We start from the raw sequence: 18,291 nt of genomic DNA on the forward strand, positions 1-18,291 counted from the left end.
TAATTAGAATTTTGAAAAAATATATAAATTAGGCGAGAAATTTTATCAACATCAACCTCATGAATATAAAATTACCTCGATTTGTTCGAATTGAAATTTCTTCTCAACGAACCAAATCATCAAAAAATCGATACCAAAGTTTACTCTTTTTTGCCTTGTTATTTTTTGCGGCCAGTTCAGCATTTTCTCAAGGAGGAACCTGCTCGGACATTGAACCTTTTTGTGCAGGCCAAGACGGACTTATATTTCCAAATTGTTACCCAAGTGGCTCCGGATGTGTAGCAAGCGCAGAGACGGGACCAGAATATGCATGTTTGGGGACTCAACCTTATCCTGCGTGGTTCTATCTTCAAATAGAACAAGGCGGAGATTTGGATTTTGAGATCGTACAAAACACTCAGTTTGACGCCAATGGAAACCCAATCGGAGCCGAACTCGATGTAGATTTTATTGCCTGGGGTCCTTTTGCCCCTGGAGATGATCTTTGCGATTATTCTCAACTTCAACCGTTTAATGAAGTTGGTTGTAGTTACTCTGCCGCTCCCGTTGAAAACTTTAGTCTTCTCAACGCGCAAAACGGCGAGATTTATGTACTTCTTATTACGAACTATTCAGAAGATCAAGGTTTTATTAGTTTAGGACAAATTGGAGGAAATGGAACCACAAACTGTGATATCGTACTCTTATGCGATGTAACTATTGATGGCGGAGACCAAACCTATTGCGGTGTTGATGAAGTTACTTTAACCACTTCCACTACTGGCCCTCTTGAAACTTATGCCTGGTATATGGACAACGTTTTAATCCCAGGTGAAACTTCAGAAACTTTAACTGTTTCCGAAACAGCCGACTACAAAGTAATTATAGATGGCACCGACTGTGATGTGCCAGCAGAAGATGAGGTAACAATAACATTTATGAGTTCGCCATGTGCTACAGCTACCTGTACTACCATAGATTTTGAAGATAACTTTGGCACAGGAACGGAACGAGTATGTTTGGATCCAAATGTATCATCATCTACTTATATATGTAATGACACAACTCAAATTGAAGATGGGCAATACTGTATTTATCATACTTCGAACACCTTAAATACCGGATGGCACCCAGACATGGAAGATCATACCGATGGTGATGTTAACGGCAGAATGTTATTCGTTAATGCCGCTTTCGAACCGGGAGAATTCTATAGGCGAACCATAACTTTAACTCCAAACGAAAATTTCGCTCTCAATGCCTGGATCACTACAGTTTACGACACCGATTCAGGAATATGTGGTGGAAACTCCATCCCTTCTAATGTGATATTCAGAATTGAAGATACTTCAGGAACCTTGATTGCAGAAACTAATACTGGTGATATACCAAATGGCTCTGAACCCAACTGGCAAGAGTTTACCATAGCATTTAACACAGGTGCTAACACAGATATACAATTAGTTTTAATTAATAATTCTATTGGTGGCTGCGGAAATGACCTGGCTATTGATGATATAACTCTTACTAAAGAAGGTAATCCGCCAGTGGTAGTAGCCCCTCCTGATTTAACAGAATGTCCGCCAAGTGGTGGAAGTACTGCCTTTTTTGATCTTACAGCCCAAATTCCAATCATTCTGGATGGACAAGATCCAACCGATTTTAATGTGTCTTTTCACTTAAATCAAGGTGCTGCCGAACTAAATATAAATCCCATCGTAACTCCCACAGCTTACGAAAACACTAGTAATCCACAGTCTATTTATGTTCGTGTTGAGAAAGTAACAGAGCCTGATTGTTTTAATACTACAGACTTTGATCTTATTATTTCTTCGGAAGTGGTATTAACTACAAATCTTCCTGCAAGTACAGAACAATGCTCAACAGATCCTTTCATTACGCTGGACGCAACTCCAACTAATACTGGTATTGACCTTAGTTTAGTGACGTATTTATGGATGGATTCGAACAGTAATACGGTTTCGACCACTGCGACTTACACTCCTACATTTGCTGACACCTTCACGGTGCAAGTAATTTATGACCTTACTTGTAGTGATGACACATTTACTATAGAAGTAATTGTTTACGATCCGGCAATCTTGGATTTAGGACCAGACGAAACTCTGTTATGCGACGGTACACCATTCGAAATAGTGCCGACGATTACCGGAAGCACTGGTAGTATAAGTTATTTATGGAGTCCCGGAGGAGAAACTACTCCTACTATTACTGTTGGAGCAAGTGGGACTTATAGCCTTCAGATAACAACAAATAATCTATGTGAAAGCACAGATGAAATTGTACTTACCTTTGCGGACCTTCCAGCTATTGATTTAGGGGACGATTTAGAATCTTGCTTCGATGCTGCTGAAATTTTAGACGCAACACCATCAAATTACGATCCGACACTGGCAACATATGTTTGGAGTCTTGATGGAACTGTATTAGCTTCGGAAACATCCGCAACAATAAATGCATCTAGTTACGGCTATGGAGTTTATACGGTCACAGTAACGGTAGGCGCTTGTTCTTCCGAAGATAATGTAACAATTGTTCCAAGATCGGACCTTGTCGTTTTACTTGGAGATGATTTTAACAGCTGTCCAACCGAAGTTCAAACGCTTTCTGCAACAACAGAAGAAACCGGAATTACCTATCAATGGTATTTGAATGGAACATCTTTGAATCTCGACACAAGTAGTATTGAAGTTGTATTAGGGCAGGATGTCACTTCCACTCAATTTTATAGTGTGGTAATCACCAGAGGTCAATGTACAGGTACCGACGAGATTGAAGTGTCTCCTTATGAAATTGACAATTGTACTATCACACAAGGAATCACTCCTAACAATGATGGATACAATGATTCACTAGATCTAACTTTCTTACAAGATCGAACCGGAATTGAAAACATTCAAATTTTTAATAGATACGGTACTAAGGTGTTTGAGAAAAGTAATTACGTAAACGAATGGTTTGGACAGGAAGATGATGGCGATGAATTGCCAACCGGAACTTATTTCTACGTTATAAATTTTTCAGGCAGTGACACCGTTTATGGTGAACAAGCTACAGGTTGGGTATACATTAACAGAGAAACAAAATAATGAGAACTTTTAGCTTTTCAAACTCCAAAAAGACAGAAATGAAACACATATATATCATAACTTTTTTTCTCGGAATGTTTTTTTCCCAGGATATACAAGCACAACAGGATCCGCAGTATACACAGTATATGTATAATATGAATGTAGTGAACCCGGCCTATGCAGGATCGAAAGAAAGTCTATCGGCAACGGCGCTTTATCGCAATCAGTGGTCTGGCTTCGACGATGCTCCGGTCACCTTTACTTTTTCGGTACATTCACCAATTGGAGATAAGGTTGGATTAGGACTTTCGGCTATAAAAGATGAATTAGGTCCAATTAGTGAAACCAATGTATATGCAGATTTCTCGTATACACTACAAATGGGGGCAACAACAAAGCTTGCATTTGGATTAAAAGCGGGAGCAACTTTTCACGATGTAGGTTTGGTAGATCTTGATTTACAAGATGAAAACGATCCTTTCTTTAGTCAGAATATAAATAATACCTATCCGAATGCAGGAGCGGGTGCTTTCTTGTATGGTGACAAGTTTTACATAGGATTGTCGGTTCCTAATTTTTTGAAATCTGTTCATTTAGATGAGAACGGTACAAAATTCGGATCAGAAACAAATCACTTTTTTGCAACAGCGGGTTATGTGTTTCAAGTGTCTGAAAACTTTAAATTAAAGCCTTCGGTAATGGTTAAATCGGCTTTTGATGCACCTTTATCTTATGACACAAATCTTAACGGCTTATTCTATGATAAGTTTGAGCTTGGAGCTTCCTATCGCGTGGATGATTCTTTTAGTGGTATGGTTGGATTTCAGGTAGCGCCATTCCTTCGAATAGGATACGCCTATGACAGCGTTACTTCTGAAATTAAATCGGTTGCCAGCTCTTCTCACGAAGTGATTCTAACCTTTGATCTTTTATTTAAGGAGAAAACATTGAAATCTCCGAGATACTTCTAATTAATAATTCAATTTCATTGATAATGAAAAACATATATACTATCCTTCTTTTTATAGCGCTCGGAACTCAGGTTCTTAGTGCCCAAAATAGTCAAACTAAAAAAGCAGATGAGTTGTACGACCGACTTGCTTATGTAGATGCAGCAGAAGCCTATCAAAAATTATTAAAAAAAGGAGATGGAAGCAGTCACGTTTATGAGCGACTAGCAAACAGTTATTACTTTGTAAATGACACCAAGAAGGCAGAACCTTTTTATAAGCGTGTGGTACAAGATGAAAAGGCAGATTCCGAAACGGTTTACAATTACGCTCAGTCTTTGAAGGCCAACGGGAAATTTAGCGAATACAATACCTGGATGAAGAAATTCGCAACCAAGAGCCCTAGCGATTCGAGAGCGATTGAATTTATGAAGAACCCAGACTATGTGCCTCAAATAGTGGAAAGCCTTCCGAAGTACGACGCTAAAAATCTTAAGGATATTAATACAAAGTTTTCAGAATTCGGTGGTATTACAAATGGTAAAGATTTCTATTTCTCTTCTGCCAGAAATACCAGTAGAAAGAAATATGCATGGAATGAACAGCCTTTTCTAGATATTTATAAGGCATCGATAGTAGGTGGAACGGTAAAAAATGCCAATCTTTTAACTGGTGATGTGAATACAAAATATCACGAAGGTAATATGGCTATCACCGCAGACGGTAAACGCATGTACTTCGACCGAAATGATTATTTTAATGGAAAGTATAAAAAGAGCGAAGAAGGTGTTAATCAAATAAACTTGTATTACACTGAAAAGGTAGATGGCAACTGGAAAGGTGTATTTTCGGTGCCCTTCAACACCAGTGAATACTCTGTTGGACATCCTGCACTTAGCCCTGATGGAAACACACTTTATTTTGTAAGCGATATGCCTGGCGGTAAAGGAAGTTCAGATATATACAAAGTCAGTTTGGATAAAAATGGTGTGTTTGGCACGCCAGTACGCTTAGGTGATAATATTAACACTGAAGGAAAGGAAGTGTTCCCATTTATTGATGCAAACGGAAATTTATTATTCTCCAGTGATGGTCATATGGGCCTTGGTGGTTTAGATGGCTTCTATGCTGAGGCAAATGGTTTTGGTTTTAGTGATCCTGTGAATTTAGGTAATGGAGCAAATAGTCCGGATGATGATTTCGCATTTAACTATGATCCAAATACAAAGACAGGATATTTGTCGTCCAACCGAAAAGGTGGAAAAGGAAGTGATGATATTTATGGCTTTGCTGAAATTGAACGCCCTTGTAGTGTAGCAATTACAGCAAGAGTCGTTACAGAGGAAAAGAGAACTCCTATTGCCGGTGCTCGTGTAGATCTTTACGACTCTGTTGAGAATAAATTGAGCACTAAAACAACCGATGCCAACGGTGTGGTTGTCTTTGATGCAGCATGTGATCAGGCACATGTTTTACAGGCCTCTGCGGAATACTTTGAAAGCAATGCAACCGATGTGGATGCTACCTCAGCATCTAAAGTGAGTAGTACTATAGTGCTTCGACCTATTGACGCGATTATCGTTGACGATAAAATTGCATTGAGTCCGATATATTTCGACTTTGATAAGCACAACATCCGACCTAAAGCAGCATTCGAATTAGATAATTTGATACAGGTATTGAACAAATATCCTCAAATGATTATTCGTATTGAAAGTCATACAGACAACAGAGGAACTGATGCTTATAATATGAATTTATCTGAAAGAAGGGCTAAGGCAACGACTCAATATTTAATTTCAAAAGGAATTGATCGCAGTAGATTAACTGCCAAGTGGTTTGGTGAAAGTAATCTAAAAGTGTCTTGTGGTGGAAATTGTACAGAGCAGGAACATCAACAAAATAGAAGATCCGATTTTATCATTGAAAAGTGGTAAATTAGGGTTTTCAGAATGAACTAAAGGGAGTTTTAGAGGTTAGATTTTATTTGTCATTTTTATTAAAGAGTAATAGTAATCCAGCAGATGCTAAACTCAAAAATGAGATGATATTATAAAATTAATATGACTTTTTAAACTCCTTTTTTATTGTAAAGTTTTTCTTTGTTTTACTGTATTTTGTCAATTCGAGTGGATTTTACTCATTTTTATTGAGTGAAATTTGTATCGAGAATAGCTTTTATCTCTTCTGAAGTTATGACGACTCGCTTATAATATACATCTCAAGTTGCTAATTCTTTTGAAGCTTCAGAAGAAACGAGAACATAAAGAATTTCCATTCACTCTCGAATAAGATTAGAAACTACCTATTTGAAACTTCCGAAATCCCTTCCGAAGAAAAACTAATAACATTAAAGCATAAAAAAAGGCCCCGAAAACGGAGCCTTTTATACTTTAAATCGTGTTACTAGTTTCCTGTAACTTCGATATTGTTGATATGGTATCTAGTAGTTGCACTAGGATCTGATCCTTCGTACAAGAACGCGATGTTTATATTTCCATCAAGGCAAGAAATGTTTACCGGTCCGATATCCTGGAAACCACCAAAGCCACCAGAAGGTCCTGAAGGCACCGTGATGTCTAATAAACTCCATTCGGCAGTAGTAACATCACCTGTAAAGTTGGTAGAAACCAAAACGCTAAGGATAGTTCCGTTGTCGTAAGCAGCTTCTATTTGCAGGCTCAATTCTTCACCAGTAGTCTGATCCATATTGATCGCTGGAGTAACTAACCAAGCATCGATATCTGTTTCTCCACTATTAAATCCAGAGATTTGAGCGTAGTTATTATTACTGAAGTTTCCTATTTCCCATACTTCGTTACCTCCGGTTATATTTACATTGGTCCACCCAATAGCTTCGTAATCTTCGATAGCATTGAACTGCTCAAAGTTTTCAGAATAGAAAACTGCACCTCCACCACTAGCAGTAGTACAAGTAAGTACGTTCGGGTCGCAACGTTCAGTTTGATCAAAGTTAATAGTTGAAGGATCGTTGATCACAACATTAAACGCCTCTCCGAAAAAGTTTTTCGTTAGAATTGCATCTAGTGTACCTCTACCTGCAGGAAGCTCTAGGCCTTTAAAATCTGCAAATGTACTTGTACTAAAGATCGTAGATCCACCTGTAGCACAACTCTCTAATGAACGCTCACCGTCGAACTCATCTGAAGGCTCTGCTGCAAAAGTTTTCGGTTCTGGACCCAATACATCATTTCTATTGAACTGAACATCGTTGAGTCGGATATAAGTATTTGTTAAGATATCTGAGAATTCTGCCATTGTAATTTCCTTGGGAGTAATTTCAGCAACTTCATCATCTCTTAATAAAAAGTCTCTCTGATTAGCTTCAGCAATCTGACCTAATTCACTTCCGTCACGCACACCGATAGTTAATACTCCGCTATCGTAGCCAGCAGACAAGCCAGTAACTTTAATAAATACCTTTCTACCAAATTCGTAAGTAGCTGAAAGTGGATTCGCATTAATTAGTACTTTAATACCCGTCGTAGGATTTGAAGGGTCGTTTTGAAGGATTAATTCTTCAAAAAAGTTTCCTGCAATATCCTTAGAGATTACATAACCCAAAACATATTGTTCTACGTCTGCTGGGAAGGTGTATAAGGCATTTGCATCTCCAGTATCATCGATAGCAGAATCTAACAAATTTCTCACGCCATTCATGGTTAGCAATTGATCTGAAGGGATATCTACCGATACGATTTGCTGTTCAGGAAGGTCATACTCATCATCCTGCACACAAGATACCACTACCATCATCGCGAATAGTAGTGTAAAGAATTTATAAATATTAATAGTTTTCATAGTATGTAATTTAATTTCTTAATTTAAAATCTGACGTAAATATTTGTGTAATAAGTGGTCCCGTTTCCGAAGAAATAGCGAGTTCCAAAAATTGGAGTGTCTCTGTTTTGTTCTTCCACCTGCTGTCTGTAACTCGCACGACGGGAGTCTTCAAACCCTCCTGTTTTATAATCCTGATTTAGCACATTACTAATACTTGCAAAGAAGCCAACATAATAATCTTTAACTTTCCATGATTTACCTCCGATAAGGTTCACTAAAAAGTAATCATCAATTTCTTCTTGTTTTAAAAGTTCTTTAGCAACTTCCTCGTCATAATCATTAAAGATCACTCCGTCGAAGTCGGTGTAAAAATCTGAAGCTCTTCTAAGATTACTCACATCTACATATGCATTGGAGTAATAGTTTCCGGTAACTCCTACAAACCAAAATTCAGGGTCACGGTATTCGAATCCTAATTGAAAAGCTCTTTCCGGACCACCGGCTACGTGATAATTCTTTAAGGCTACTTCACGAATACCCTGTGTTGAAATATCGTTTCCATCTAGAAATATAGTGCTTTCATCATTAAAATCATCTCCTGCTAGATACAACAATGGATTGTTAGTATAAATATTTTGCCCCAAAGCAGCAGCGGCTTTTACTTTAAAAGTAGGTAATACCTGTGCTTCGATTCCAAGCTCAACTCCCATATTACGTTTATCCATCCCTGTGACAACCTCTTGAACAAAAGCGTTATTATCATCACCTGCAAGTGCATTTTGTGTAAAGAAGAAACCGATATCTGTTTGATCTTTAAATCCTACGTAATACCCGGTTAAACGAGCTTTAACGATAGGTGTTCTAAAAATATAACTTAGATCTACCGATTGTATTTTTTCATCTTCAAGACCTACTACGATATCGTTGGTTTGTCTCGCATTAGCGAATGTGTTTCTTATGGTAGGTGCTTTTGTTAGATAACCAGCATTTACATCAATTAGGTGACGTCCGGTAATTTTGTAGGTTGCACCTGCCTTCACACCATAATTTGTGAAATCCATTTTTTCGCTTTCTCCTAAAGATCTGTTTTCTTCAGGAAAGTATCCGTTTTGATACAATCCTGTTCTCATATAAGATGTTTGAGATGCTGAAAGTCCGGCATAGAAATCTACTTGGCTATACTTAAACTGTGCCTGTGCAAAACCAGAAATTACTGTCGCATCTACGTCGTAATTATATTTGTATCGCTCTCCTTGTTGTACAATTCTATTAGGATTTTGAAGGTCACTATTTGATTGATCACCACCTTCACCAAAATTATCTATATCAAGATATCCGGTTCCTCCCAATAAGTCCTTTAACTCGGCAAAGTTTTCACTTTTTAAGCTTCTGTAATTCAAACTTCCGTTAAACAGAATATTCTCTGAGATCTTAGAATTTAATATAGTATTTAAGGTAAGTTGAGTATCGTCTACTCTGTCTTCTTGGATAGAATACGTAGACGGACCATTACTTATATTAGCTGCATATAAAGACGCCCAATCTATCTGTCCGTTATTTACAAAATCCTGTTCTGCAACATACGCCTGTTGGTAATCGTACGTTGTAGGGAATTCATCTTGCAAAAAATAACTAGGTAGTCGTTGGTAGTAATTTCCGGCAGGGTTACGGTTTCCACCATAATCCAGTCTTGTATTTCCAATTTTTCCAAATTGGTAGGCAACATTTGTATTAAGAGTGGTGTTCTCACTGATGTTCCAATAGTGGTTTAACATTACCACAGGTTCTTCAATATTACGGACACGACTACTTCTTTTATCATCGTCCTGATATCCCCAATTTGGATTGTACCTAATTCCTTTAAGATCACGAACCTCTTGTGTAATAGCGGTAGATCGCGCTCTTCTGTTTGGAGTATAAAAAGCAGAAAAGTTTAAGCTGTGTGTGTCGTTTATTTTTTTCTCTACGGAAGCAAAAAAAGAATTGGCATCGTATAAAGTTGCTTCCTGATAGCCTTCGTTCCCATATCTTCTGGCAACCAAAACAGAATAAGCCCATCCTTCCTTAGTAAGACCACTATTATACGATCCCATAATACGCCCTCGGTAGCTTCGGTTCGCAGCAGCATAAGAAACTCTACCTCCTTGTCTGTATTGTGAAGCACGCATCATAATATTGGTAGTACCCGCAACGTCACCAAAAGAATAATCACTGGCTTTTAATCCCATTGAAAACTCACGATTTCGCTGTACATCATTTAATCCACCCCAGTCACCCCATTGTGGTCGACCGTTGTATTGTTTATTCATTTCAATACCGTTGATAAGTACTTTTCCGTTGGCGTTATCAAGACCTCTTGGACGGAAAAAAGTAGCGCTAAAATCGTAGGCAGCTGCATTGAGAAAAACATCTTTTGAAGCAGAAAGTAATCCGGAGACATTAAAAGAAGTTCCATCGTCTTCATCTAATTCACTGTCGGTTAGGCTTATGATTCCTATTTGCTCTTCAATAGCAGTTAAATCGATTTCTAAAAGTATAGGGTCCAAATTAATGGTGTTCCCATTTTGAATTGTTATGGGAATTCTTTGCGCCATATAACCGATTTTTGAAACTAGTAGGACTTGCTCACCCTGTGGCAGATCCTCGTTTACAATATTGAAGAGTCCTTCAGCATCAGTTGTTGTGGCAAATATGCTCCCTTGTATATTTACTTCTACATTAGGTACAACTTCACTCGAATTCGTATCTACTATTCTTCCCTTAACAATTGCATTTTGTGCGAAAAGTGAAAAGCTTCCGAACAGTGTAACTAACAAAGGATACATGAATTTTCTCATTCTGTAATACGTTGTTTATTAGATTAAAAAATGTTATAAATCGGTTGCAAAACTACATTATTTAAATGAAATACCTACTTTTGGCGCAACAATTGTAATGAAGTTTACATAATCATAATATCATCTATATAATGAAATTAAAACATTGTTTGTTATCCCTTTTTGCCTTTTCAATATGTCTAGTTTCGGCCCAGGAAAAGAAGAATTACAAAGTAAATACCATTGCATTTTATAATGTCGAAAACCTCTTCGATTACGAGAATGACCCTATCACATTTGATGATGACAGAACTCCGGATGGGAAAGATCATTGGACCTCTGAAATATATAACGCCAAGTTAAAGAATATGGCGAAGGTGATCGCTGAAATTGGTAGTGATGTTACAGGCACATCTCCTGCTATCGTTGGTGTTTGTGAGATTGAAAATAGAAGAGTTCTCGAAGATCTTGTAAATCAAGAGGCATTACTTCAAAAAGACTACGGAATTATACAATTTGATTCTCCCGACAGGAGGGGAATAGATGTTGGTTTGTTATATCAGAAAAAACTCTTTACGCCAACTGCCTACAAAGCACACGAACTGCTTATATATGACGATAATGATGTTTCCAAGCGCATTTATACCAGAGATCAACTTTTGGTAAGTGGAATGCTGGACGGAGAAAAGATCCACATTATTGTGAATCATTGGCCTTCGAGAAGTGGTGGTGAAGCGAGAAGTCGCCCCAAGAGAATAAAGGCGGCCAAACTTAATAAAAAATTGATCGACTCACTTTTTAGCGATGATCCTTATGCTAAAATTATTACGATGGGTGACCTCAACGATGACCCTACCAGTCCAAGTGTAAAGGATATTTTGAAAACTAAATCTGAAAGAGAGGATCTTCAAATAAAAGAACTTTACAATCCGATGGAAGAGATGTACAAAAAAGGACTTGGTACCTTGGCATGGAGAGACGGATGGAATTTATTTGATCAAACCATAGTTTCTTCCGAATTGATGAAAAAGGATTATTCATCGTATCGCTTTTATAAAGCCGGAATATACAATAAGACATATTTAGCAAATGCTCAGGGGCAGTATAAAGGGTATCCTTATAGAAGCTTCGGAAATGGTTCCTTTACTGGAGGATATAGCGATCATTTTCCGGTGTATTTGTATCTTATAAAAGAAATCCCTTCAAACTAATTTCTGAAGTATTTCACAATAAAAAAGGCGCTCATAAATTGTGAGCGCCTTTTTTAATTTCCGAAGAAAACCACTAAAACCATTGATTCCACGGAATTCTACTTAACATTAGCAGTAATGCAATCGTGTAAAATATCGCCAACATTTTAAACTTTGGAGTTGACACCAATTTCTTTTTGTGTTTTGAATAGCCTATTGTGATAAAAACTACCATTAGAATCATAACCAATGGATGTTCTATGGCGTTTAATCGCATCACTGAATCCTTCATCACAGCTCCCATTCCGTTATTTGTTATTGACTGAAGCCCTAATGGTGAAACAAAAAATAAGATTAGACCCAGTAGCAACTGAAGGTGGGTAACGATTAGAGCAAATAAAGAAATTCTAAAATCCTTTGGTCCATATTCTTTTTTACTGAAAAATCCGATCAAAGCATTGAGCGTTGCTAGAGTGACAATCAAGAGCACTAAATATGCCCAATATGAGTGTAAAAACTGAAGGGTTGTATACATATAATTTTATTTTTCTAAAGCTTTATAGAAGCTTGCGTTGGTATTGACAAAGGTAGGGATAATTGCATAAAAAAACCGCCTGTTAAAAACGGGCGGTTTTAAAAAAGCTATGTTATTTATACCTTAGAAGATATACTTTAAACTTGCGTTGTAAGTTCTACCATTTTCCGAATAGTAACCAAAAGCATCCGTATTTTGAAGACCTATGTAATCAAATGCATTAAATACATTTCCTCTGAAAGATAAATCATTACTTCCACCAAGGTTAAACTCATAAGATAAACCAAAATCAGAAATTGAATAAGGGTGTAATTTAGTTGGTACGTAGCTAGATGCTGGAGTTAAAGGGTCCGTAAACTCATAGTGACCTGCACGATAGTTAATGTTACCGTCTACACTTAATCCATCCATAATTCTCGCTTTAGCTCTAAATCCTGTAGTAAACTGTGGCGCTGAAGAAACTTTCACTCCATCTCTGTTTACACCTTCTTCTGAAGAAAGCAATTCAGAAGTATCTACATTGTAAATATCTACATTAGACTCTCCTTTATAAGCCCAGCTACCACCAGAAATATAAGTGTTAAGTGTTAACCAATCTGTAGCTCTCCATCCTAAATCAAATTCAGCTCCAGAGTGGAATTGACGAATCCCTCTTTGCAATATAGACTGATCAAAATCGTCTGTATCATCACCGGGAGTACCATTGTCATTTGAATTTATATTAGTGATTGTTCTGTTAGCCCAATCGGTAACATATGCGTTAAAATTAGCTGAAAAACGATTCACTCTATAGTGGTATCCAGCTTCAAAAGAACGAATAATTTCATTATCAACTTCCGGGCTTATTAAATCAGCATTAGACCCATTAAAAGCGAATATGTTATCTAAATAAGGTTGTCTAGAGTAGTATCCCCCATTTAAGAATATAGTACTTGCTTCTTCAATTGTATAAGAAACACCTCCTTTAAGATTATATCCACTTCTGCTTACTTTTTCTGAAGTTAAGTTTTCAAATCTATCTTCTCTTTGGTACGATTGGCTAGAAAGAGATCCTTGGAAAAATACAGAGAAATTATCCAAAGCGTACTCTAATTGTCCAAAACCACCAATATAATTGATATCTTCAGAATAATCATAAGCAATACGCTCACCTTCATCAGCAAAACTAGTAAGCGATGCCCATGGAGTAGCGTCGAAAGTTGCCGTAACTATTGCATCGTCAGGTCTGTCATTAGACCACCCTGTTAAACCGTAAAGATCTGTAACCTGTCTAAAGTGATCTCCAGTATACATTCTACCATCTATACCAACATTAAAAGACAAGTTTTCCGTAAAATCGTGGTTAAAGTTAGATACAACTCCATACCATTGGTGATTGTTTACAGAAGATCTTCTTATATAACCTGCTCCGTTGTCTCCTCCATAATCTCCTCCAACACCAACAAGTGCATTATTCGCGGCGATAGCTGCATAATCAATTTGACCTCCTAAAGGACCGTCTCCATCAGGATCTTCTGTTCTTTTTCTACCATTTCCTCTATCTCCAGTTCCACCACCGCGGCCCCAAGATGCATACAACACAGTAGAAAGCTCAGATTTTTCACTCATTGTCCAGTCCCAGTTAAGGTTTGCAACTGGCTTATGGTAATAGTTTTGTCTTTCAGACTCGATACCATCATCGGTATATCCCCAATGTTGGTTAAACTTAGGATCAGCTTCAATATTTTCTTTAGATTGAGACCATTTTTGTCCGTGTAATTGCGGTGCGCCAGTTAACAAAACATTAAATGAATGCGTTTCGTTTGGCTCATATCCAACAGCAAAGAAATAATTTTGTCCTTGTCCGTAAGTTCCTTTTGACCATTTTCTATGTGCTTGCCAGTAATCGACAAGAGCAGAAAATGCCCATCCTTTTTCGTTTCTACCAGTATTGTAAGCCATAGTTCCTTTAGCGTAGCTATCATTAGCTCCTAAAAAACGTACAAAACCACCTTCTTTTCTGTCTGCAGCTTTCATAACAATATTGGTAGTACCACCAACAGATGAAATAGCTAATTTAGACGCTCCTAAACCTCTCTGTACTTGTATTGCACTTGCAATATCTGCAATACCGGCCCAGTTAGACCAGTATACTCTACCATCTTCCATTCCATTTATAGGTTGACCATTTAATAAAACAGCGATGTTTGTTTGGTCAAAACCTCTTAAGTAAAATTGAGAATCTCCAAAACCAGATTGTCCGGAAACGTGTACAGAAGGAGTATTTTTTAATGCTTCAGTAATCTCAACATTACCAACTACTCTTTCTTGAATTTCAGTTGCTGTAATCGTAGAAACTGCTACTGGTGTTCTTCTACCTTCAGCAAGGTCAATTACACCTGTTCCAACAATAATAATCTCGTCTAAAGAATTAGCATCTGGAGAAAGTCTTATGGTACCAATATTGGCTGTCCCGTTTTTAAGGGTAAATGGCACTTTAGTTTGTGTATAACCAACATAAGAAATGGTTACAGATCCAGAATTAGAATCTACATTTAAAGTAAAATTACCATCAAAATCGGTAATTGTACCGTTCGAAGTGCCCGATAACATGACGTTGGCTCCATTCAAGGGTCCGCCAAGTTCAGAATCCATAACGTTCCCCGTTACGTTTCCTTGTGAAAAAGCAGCAAAACTGCCTAGAAATAATAATAAGAGTAGTAGTTTGTTCATAGTTGTGAATGTTTGTTAAAAATTTTTGCAAAGATAAATGCTTGCATCCCAAAAACATCACTGGTATGTTAAAAAAATGCTAACAAAATTGTTTTATAAATTTACTAGGAATTTTTAACGAAATGGATTTGAACTATTCTATTTGTTAACAGATTCATTAACAAATGCTTATCATTAATCGAAGCTAATGCAGTCTAATTCCTCCTGAAGTGGAAGTATAAATGCAAAATAGTCTGAATGAAATTCTTCAGGTAGTGGTTTTGATAGTGGAAGGTCTTCTTTAAATGGATCTACTTGCTTTCCGTTTTTCCAGAATCGATAGCATACATGAGGACCTCCCGAGTTTCCGGTCATTCCTATCCATCCAATCACCTCTCCCTGACGCACATAATCCCCTACTTTGACATTTCTTTTTTTCATATGGAGATACTGAGTATCATAAGTTCCATTATGTCTTATTTTAACGTAGTTTCCATTTCCTCCTCTTCGTTCCGATTTGGAAACAACTCCATCGGCGGTCGCGAGGATAGGTGTTCCCATTGGAGCTGCGAAGTCAGTACCTTTATGAGGGCGTAGCTTATACCCATAATACTTTATCCTTCTCGATAAATTGTATTTGGAAGATACTCTACTAAATTTTACAGGAGCTTTCAGAAATGCTCTCCTTAAGTTGTCTGCCTTTTCATCGAAAAAATCCGGGACGGCATTTAAAGTATCAATCTTGTAATTAAATGCATAAAGAGATTTGCCTCTATGTTCAAAATACGATGCTTTAATAGATTCTAAGCCTGCAGGTATAGTGTCATTAATAAATTTTTCAGTATACACGACTTTAAAACGATCTCCTGGTTGTAGATGGAAAAAATTCACTGTCCAAGCGTAAATTTGAGCTAATTGGTCTGTCATTATCGGACTTAAATTCTGCTCTTCCATTGTTTGGGAAAGGGAACTGGTAATAATACCAGATGCAATTTTTTCTACATAACTTACCGGCTTACTTCTTGTATAACAATTAAGACTGTCCCTAAGATCCACGACAGCATAATCCACCTTGTTCTTCTCATAGATAAATACCTGCGTTGTATTTAATGAATCTTTCGAATTGAGCAATACATATGGACGTCCAACTCGAATTCTTCGAACATCGAAACTATCTCTAAATTTACTAGCAACCTCAAGAATTTTCTGATTTGAAACTCCGTAGACATCTAAAATATCTCCGAAAGTGTCACCTGAACGAATAGTATCTCTAACAATATTGAAATCCCCAATATTGTATCCGTATTCTTCAACAACAATTGGAATCTCTTCTATTACAGAAAGTTCTTCATCTTTAATTTCTTTAGTACACGCAAAAAGCAGGCAAAAAATGGGGAGTAAAAAAGCTAATTTCTTCAATTTGGTCATTTAATTTATTAGGGCACTATACATTCTTTCCCCAATCTCTGAGTTCCTCTTTCGTCCAAACATCAGGAAAGAATATTCTGCGTTGATATTTTGGGTGCATGTATTTTGTCCACTCACTTCCGCCTGTAGCTTCCACGGCTTCACCACCAATATTCAAATACTTATTTGCGGCATGATAATGTGCCATTACCCAGGTAACATTTACAGTATAGTCGTAATGTCGCATGGCATTTAGCAACTTAGGATCCTCCTGCACCTCTTTAGGAAGTTCCTTAAACTTGGCGTACAAATTTATGGTATTATACTCTTGTGTAAAGGCAATAAACTCATTTTTATATTGTTCTTCGAAAGATTTTAATAAAAATGACTTCTTTCCGGTCTCGTAATTTTTCCCTGCTGCCTGCCAATATAAATGCTCTAAGGCGTGCTCATAAGGTGTATTTCGATCGATATTTTCTCGAAATCTCGCATCGATTAGATTAATAAGGTCTGTTGATGCAAATTCAATTTTACGATATTGGGCGCTTTGAAATCCACTTGCCGGAGTTAAAGTAGTTCGAAATTTCATATACTGCTCTACCTCCATTCCATCTCCCATAATAGTAAATGAGGAAGCAAGCATATCGAAATATCTACTTATACGCATTAGTTTTTCTGAAAAAAACGCAACTGTTATTTCTTTCTTGTGTGCGACCTGAGAAATTTCCCATAAAATCATCTTAAACAGAAGTTCATTGATTTGATGGTACATGATGAACACCATTTCATCTGGTAGATTGGTGCGTTGAACCTGAAGATTTAATAAAGCGTCGGTCTGAATGTAATCCCAATAGGTGATAGGCTCACTGTGCAGTAAACCTTCTAAATGTGTATCCAAATCCTGATCGATTGCACTGAACTTCTTTTCAAGTTGTTCCAGTAGTTTTTTGGTTTCGTCAGTTATTTTCATGGCTAATCCGGGATAATCTTAAATTGATGTTTTAATCCTCTGTATTCTGTCAATGTTGCCTTTAGCGAACCTACGGCCAAGTCGGCTTGAATGAGTAACGGCATTTTATTCTCGTCGTCTGTAACCCATACAGTAAGGCTTTCTTTCTCTTTAAAAACCCTACCTGCTTCCACGTAAGGTCTAAAAATTAAACAGGGAACTTTGCCAAAGTTAGTTTTTAAGGTTTCTCTACCCAAAAATTTTAGTCTGAATTTATGTGTACCCCGATCAAAAAACATATTCATATCGACTACATCTCCCTCTTTTATGGTCTTGATGTCGATATGATTTCGCAAATAGTAAAAGGCTGAAACCATATCTTGAGGGTCCATTGGTAAGCTAATATCTTCAACAGTGTTGTGTTTCTTATTATTTACTACTGCAACATTTCGATTGTAGTCGAAATCGATCTGAATATCTTTGGTATATCCTCCCTCATCGATTTTTCGAATAAAACGATACGGCACATCTGTCTTTTTATCAACATACGATTGGTAATTATCTTCTACTTTGAAGAAAAATTTTGATATTCCTGTGGTCTCACCAAAGCCCTTAATGTGAAAGACTTCTTCACCTTTTAATGATGCATTTTTCACTTCTAATGTTGCGTATCCAGCCGTTACCAGCCCATAATGTACTCTAAACTTGAACTTTTCACCATCACCGAATGCGCGATTCTGTGCCGATAGTACCGTCATATTAAGAAGTAGGATTATTATTATTAATTTTTTCATTGTTTGGGGTTTTCTAAATCTACTTAAGGAATTACAACTTCCGTTCCAAAAAAGTAAAAACTCCATCTTATAAACGATGGAGTT

Annotated in this window: 11 protein-coding genes; 4 read left to right on the plus strand and 7 right to left on the minus strand. The window is 37.2% G+C overall.

Annotation, left to right across the window (positions count from 1 at the left end):
* Window positions 1–59 precede the first annotated feature (59 nt).
* Genes BXY75_RS01175 through BXY75_RS01185 form a run of 3 tightly spaced genes read left to right on the plus strand, consistent with a single transcriptional unit; the run spans window position 60 to window position 5,958 of the window.
* On the plus strand, window positions 60–3,089 hold the full coding sequence (locus tag BXY75_RS01175; RefSeq protein WP_121905871.1) for a gliding motility-associated C-terminal domain-containing protein: 3,030 nt from the start codon (window positions 60–62) through the stop codon (window positions 3,087–3,089).
* A 38-nt stretch (window positions 3,090–3,127) separates the two neighbouring features.
* Window positions 3,128–4,042 (plus strand): PorP/SprF family type IX secretion system membrane protein, encoded by a 915-nt coding sequence (locus tag BXY75_RS01180; protein WP_121906572.1) that lies wholly within the window; start codon window positions 3,128–3,130, stop codon window positions 4,040–4,042.
* 23 nt (window positions 4,043–4,065) lie between these two features.
* On the plus strand, window positions 4,066–5,958 hold the full coding sequence (locus tag BXY75_RS01185) for an OmpA family protein (RefSeq protein WP_121905872.1): 1,893 nt from the start codon (window positions 4,066–4,068) through the stop codon (window positions 5,956–5,958).
* Between the two features lie 469 nt (window positions 5,959–6,427).
* On the opposite strand, the gene BXY75_RS01190 is transcribed toward BXY75_RS01185, so the two are convergent.
* Both BXY75_RS01190 and BXY75_RS01195 read right to left on the minus strand, forming a co-directional pair.
* Window positions 6,428–7,843, minus strand: a complete 1,416-nt coding sequence (locus BXY75_RS01190) for a DUF5689 domain-containing protein (RefSeq protein ID WP_121905873.1) — start codon at window positions 7,841–7,843, stop codon at window positions 6,428–6,430.
* 23 nt (window positions 7,844–7,866) lie between these two features.
* Window positions 7,867–10,662 (minus strand): TonB-dependent receptor, encoded by a 2,796-nt coding sequence (locus BXY75_RS01195; RefSeq protein ID WP_121905874.1) that lies wholly within the window; start codon window positions 10,660–10,662, stop codon window positions 7,867–7,869.
* A 128-nt stretch (window positions 10,663–10,790) separates the two neighbouring features.
* On the opposite strand from BXY75_RS01195, the gene BXY75_RS01200 reads away from it, so the two are divergent.
* Window positions 10,791–11,852 (plus strand): endonuclease/exonuclease/phosphatase family protein, encoded by a 1,062-nt coding sequence (locus BXY75_RS01200; protein WP_449441480.1) that lies wholly within the window; start codon window positions 10,791–10,793, stop codon window positions 11,850–11,852.
* 73 nt (window positions 11,853–11,925) lie between these two features.
* Here BXY75_RS01200 and BXY75_RS01205 read toward each other — a convergent pair whose 3' ends face one another.
* The 5 genes from BXY75_RS01205 to BXY75_RS01225 all read right to left on the minus strand — a co-directional run bounded on the left by BXY75_RS01205 (window position 11,926) and on the right by BXY75_RS01225 (window position 18,207).
* Window positions 11,926–12,366, minus strand: a complete 441-nt coding sequence (locus BXY75_RS01205) for a hypothetical protein (RefSeq protein ID WP_121905876.1) — start codon at window positions 12,364–12,366, stop codon at window positions 11,926–11,928.
* Between the two features lie 123 nt (window positions 12,367–12,489).
* The gene (locus BXY75_RS01210; RefSeq protein ID WP_121905877.1) at window positions 12,490–15,078 is read right to left on the minus strand and encodes a TonB-dependent receptor; all 2,589 of its coding nucleotides are present in this window, start codon (window positions 15,076–15,078) and stop codon (window positions 12,490–12,492) included.
* Window positions 15,079–15,252: 174 nt separating this feature from the next.
* The gene (locus BXY75_RS01215) at window positions 15,253–16,476 is read right to left on the minus strand and encodes a M23 family metallopeptidase (RefSeq protein ID WP_245962901.1); all 1,224 of its coding nucleotides are present in this window, start codon (window positions 16,474–16,476) and stop codon (window positions 15,253–15,255) included.
* A 25-nt stretch (window positions 16,477–16,501) separates the two neighbouring features.
* The gene (locus tag BXY75_RS01220) at window positions 16,502–17,434 is read right to left on the minus strand and encodes a tryptophan 2,3-dioxygenase family protein (protein WP_121905879.1); all 933 of its coding nucleotides are present in this window, start codon (window positions 17,432–17,434) and stop codon (window positions 16,502–16,504) included.
* Window positions 17,435–17,436: 2 nt separating this feature from the next.
* Complete coding sequence (locus BXY75_RS01225; RefSeq protein ID WP_121906573.1) at window positions 17,437–18,207, minus strand: DUF3108 domain-containing protein; 771 nt, start codon at window positions 18,205–18,207, stop codon at window positions 17,437–17,439.
* Window positions 18,208–18,291 lie beyond the last annotated feature (84 nt).

Source organism: Ulvibacter antarcticus, from assembly GCF_003688405.1.
GTDB lineage: Bacteria > Bacteroidota > Bacteroidia > Flavobacteriales > Flavobacteriaceae > Ulvibacter > Ulvibacter antarcticus.

What these genes read in the sequence shown, in the direction of transcription:
- BXY75_RS01175 (WP_121905871.1), top strand. Translation starts at nt 60, where the DNA reads ATGAATATAAAATTACCTCGATTTGTTCGAATTGAAATTTCTTCTCAA.
- BXY75_RS01180 (WP_121906572.1), top strand. Translation starts at nt 3,128, where the DNA reads ATGAAACACATATATATCATAACTTTTTTTCTCGGAATGTTTTTTTCC.
- BXY75_RS01185 (WP_121905872.1), top strand. Translation starts at nt 4,066, where the DNA reads ATGAAAAACATATATACTATCCTTCTTTTTATAGCGCTCGGAACTCAG.
- BXY75_RS01190 (WP_121905873.1), bottom strand. Translation starts at nt 7,843, where the DNA reads ATGAAAACTATTAATATTTATAAATTCTTTACACTACTATTCGCGATG.
- BXY75_RS01195 (WP_121905874.1), bottom strand. Translation starts at nt 10,662, where the DNA reads ATGAGAAAATTCATGTATCCTTTGTTAGTTACACTGTTCGGAAGCTTT.
- BXY75_RS01205 (WP_121905876.1), bottom strand. Translation starts at nt 12,366, where the DNA reads ATGTATACAACCCTTCAGTTTTTACACTCATATTGGGCATATTTAGTG.
- BXY75_RS01210 (WP_121905877.1), bottom strand. Translation starts at nt 15,078, where the DNA reads ATGAACAAACTACTACTCTTATTATTATTTCTAGGCAGTTTTGCTGCT.
- BXY75_RS01220 (WP_121905879.1), bottom strand. Translation starts at nt 17,434, where the DNA reads ATGAAAATAACTGACGAAACCAAAAAACTACTGGAACAACTTGAAAAG.
- BXY75_RS01225 (WP_121906573.1), bottom strand. Translation starts at nt 18,207, where the DNA reads ATGAAAAAATTAATAATAATAATCCTACTTCTTAATATGACGGTACTA.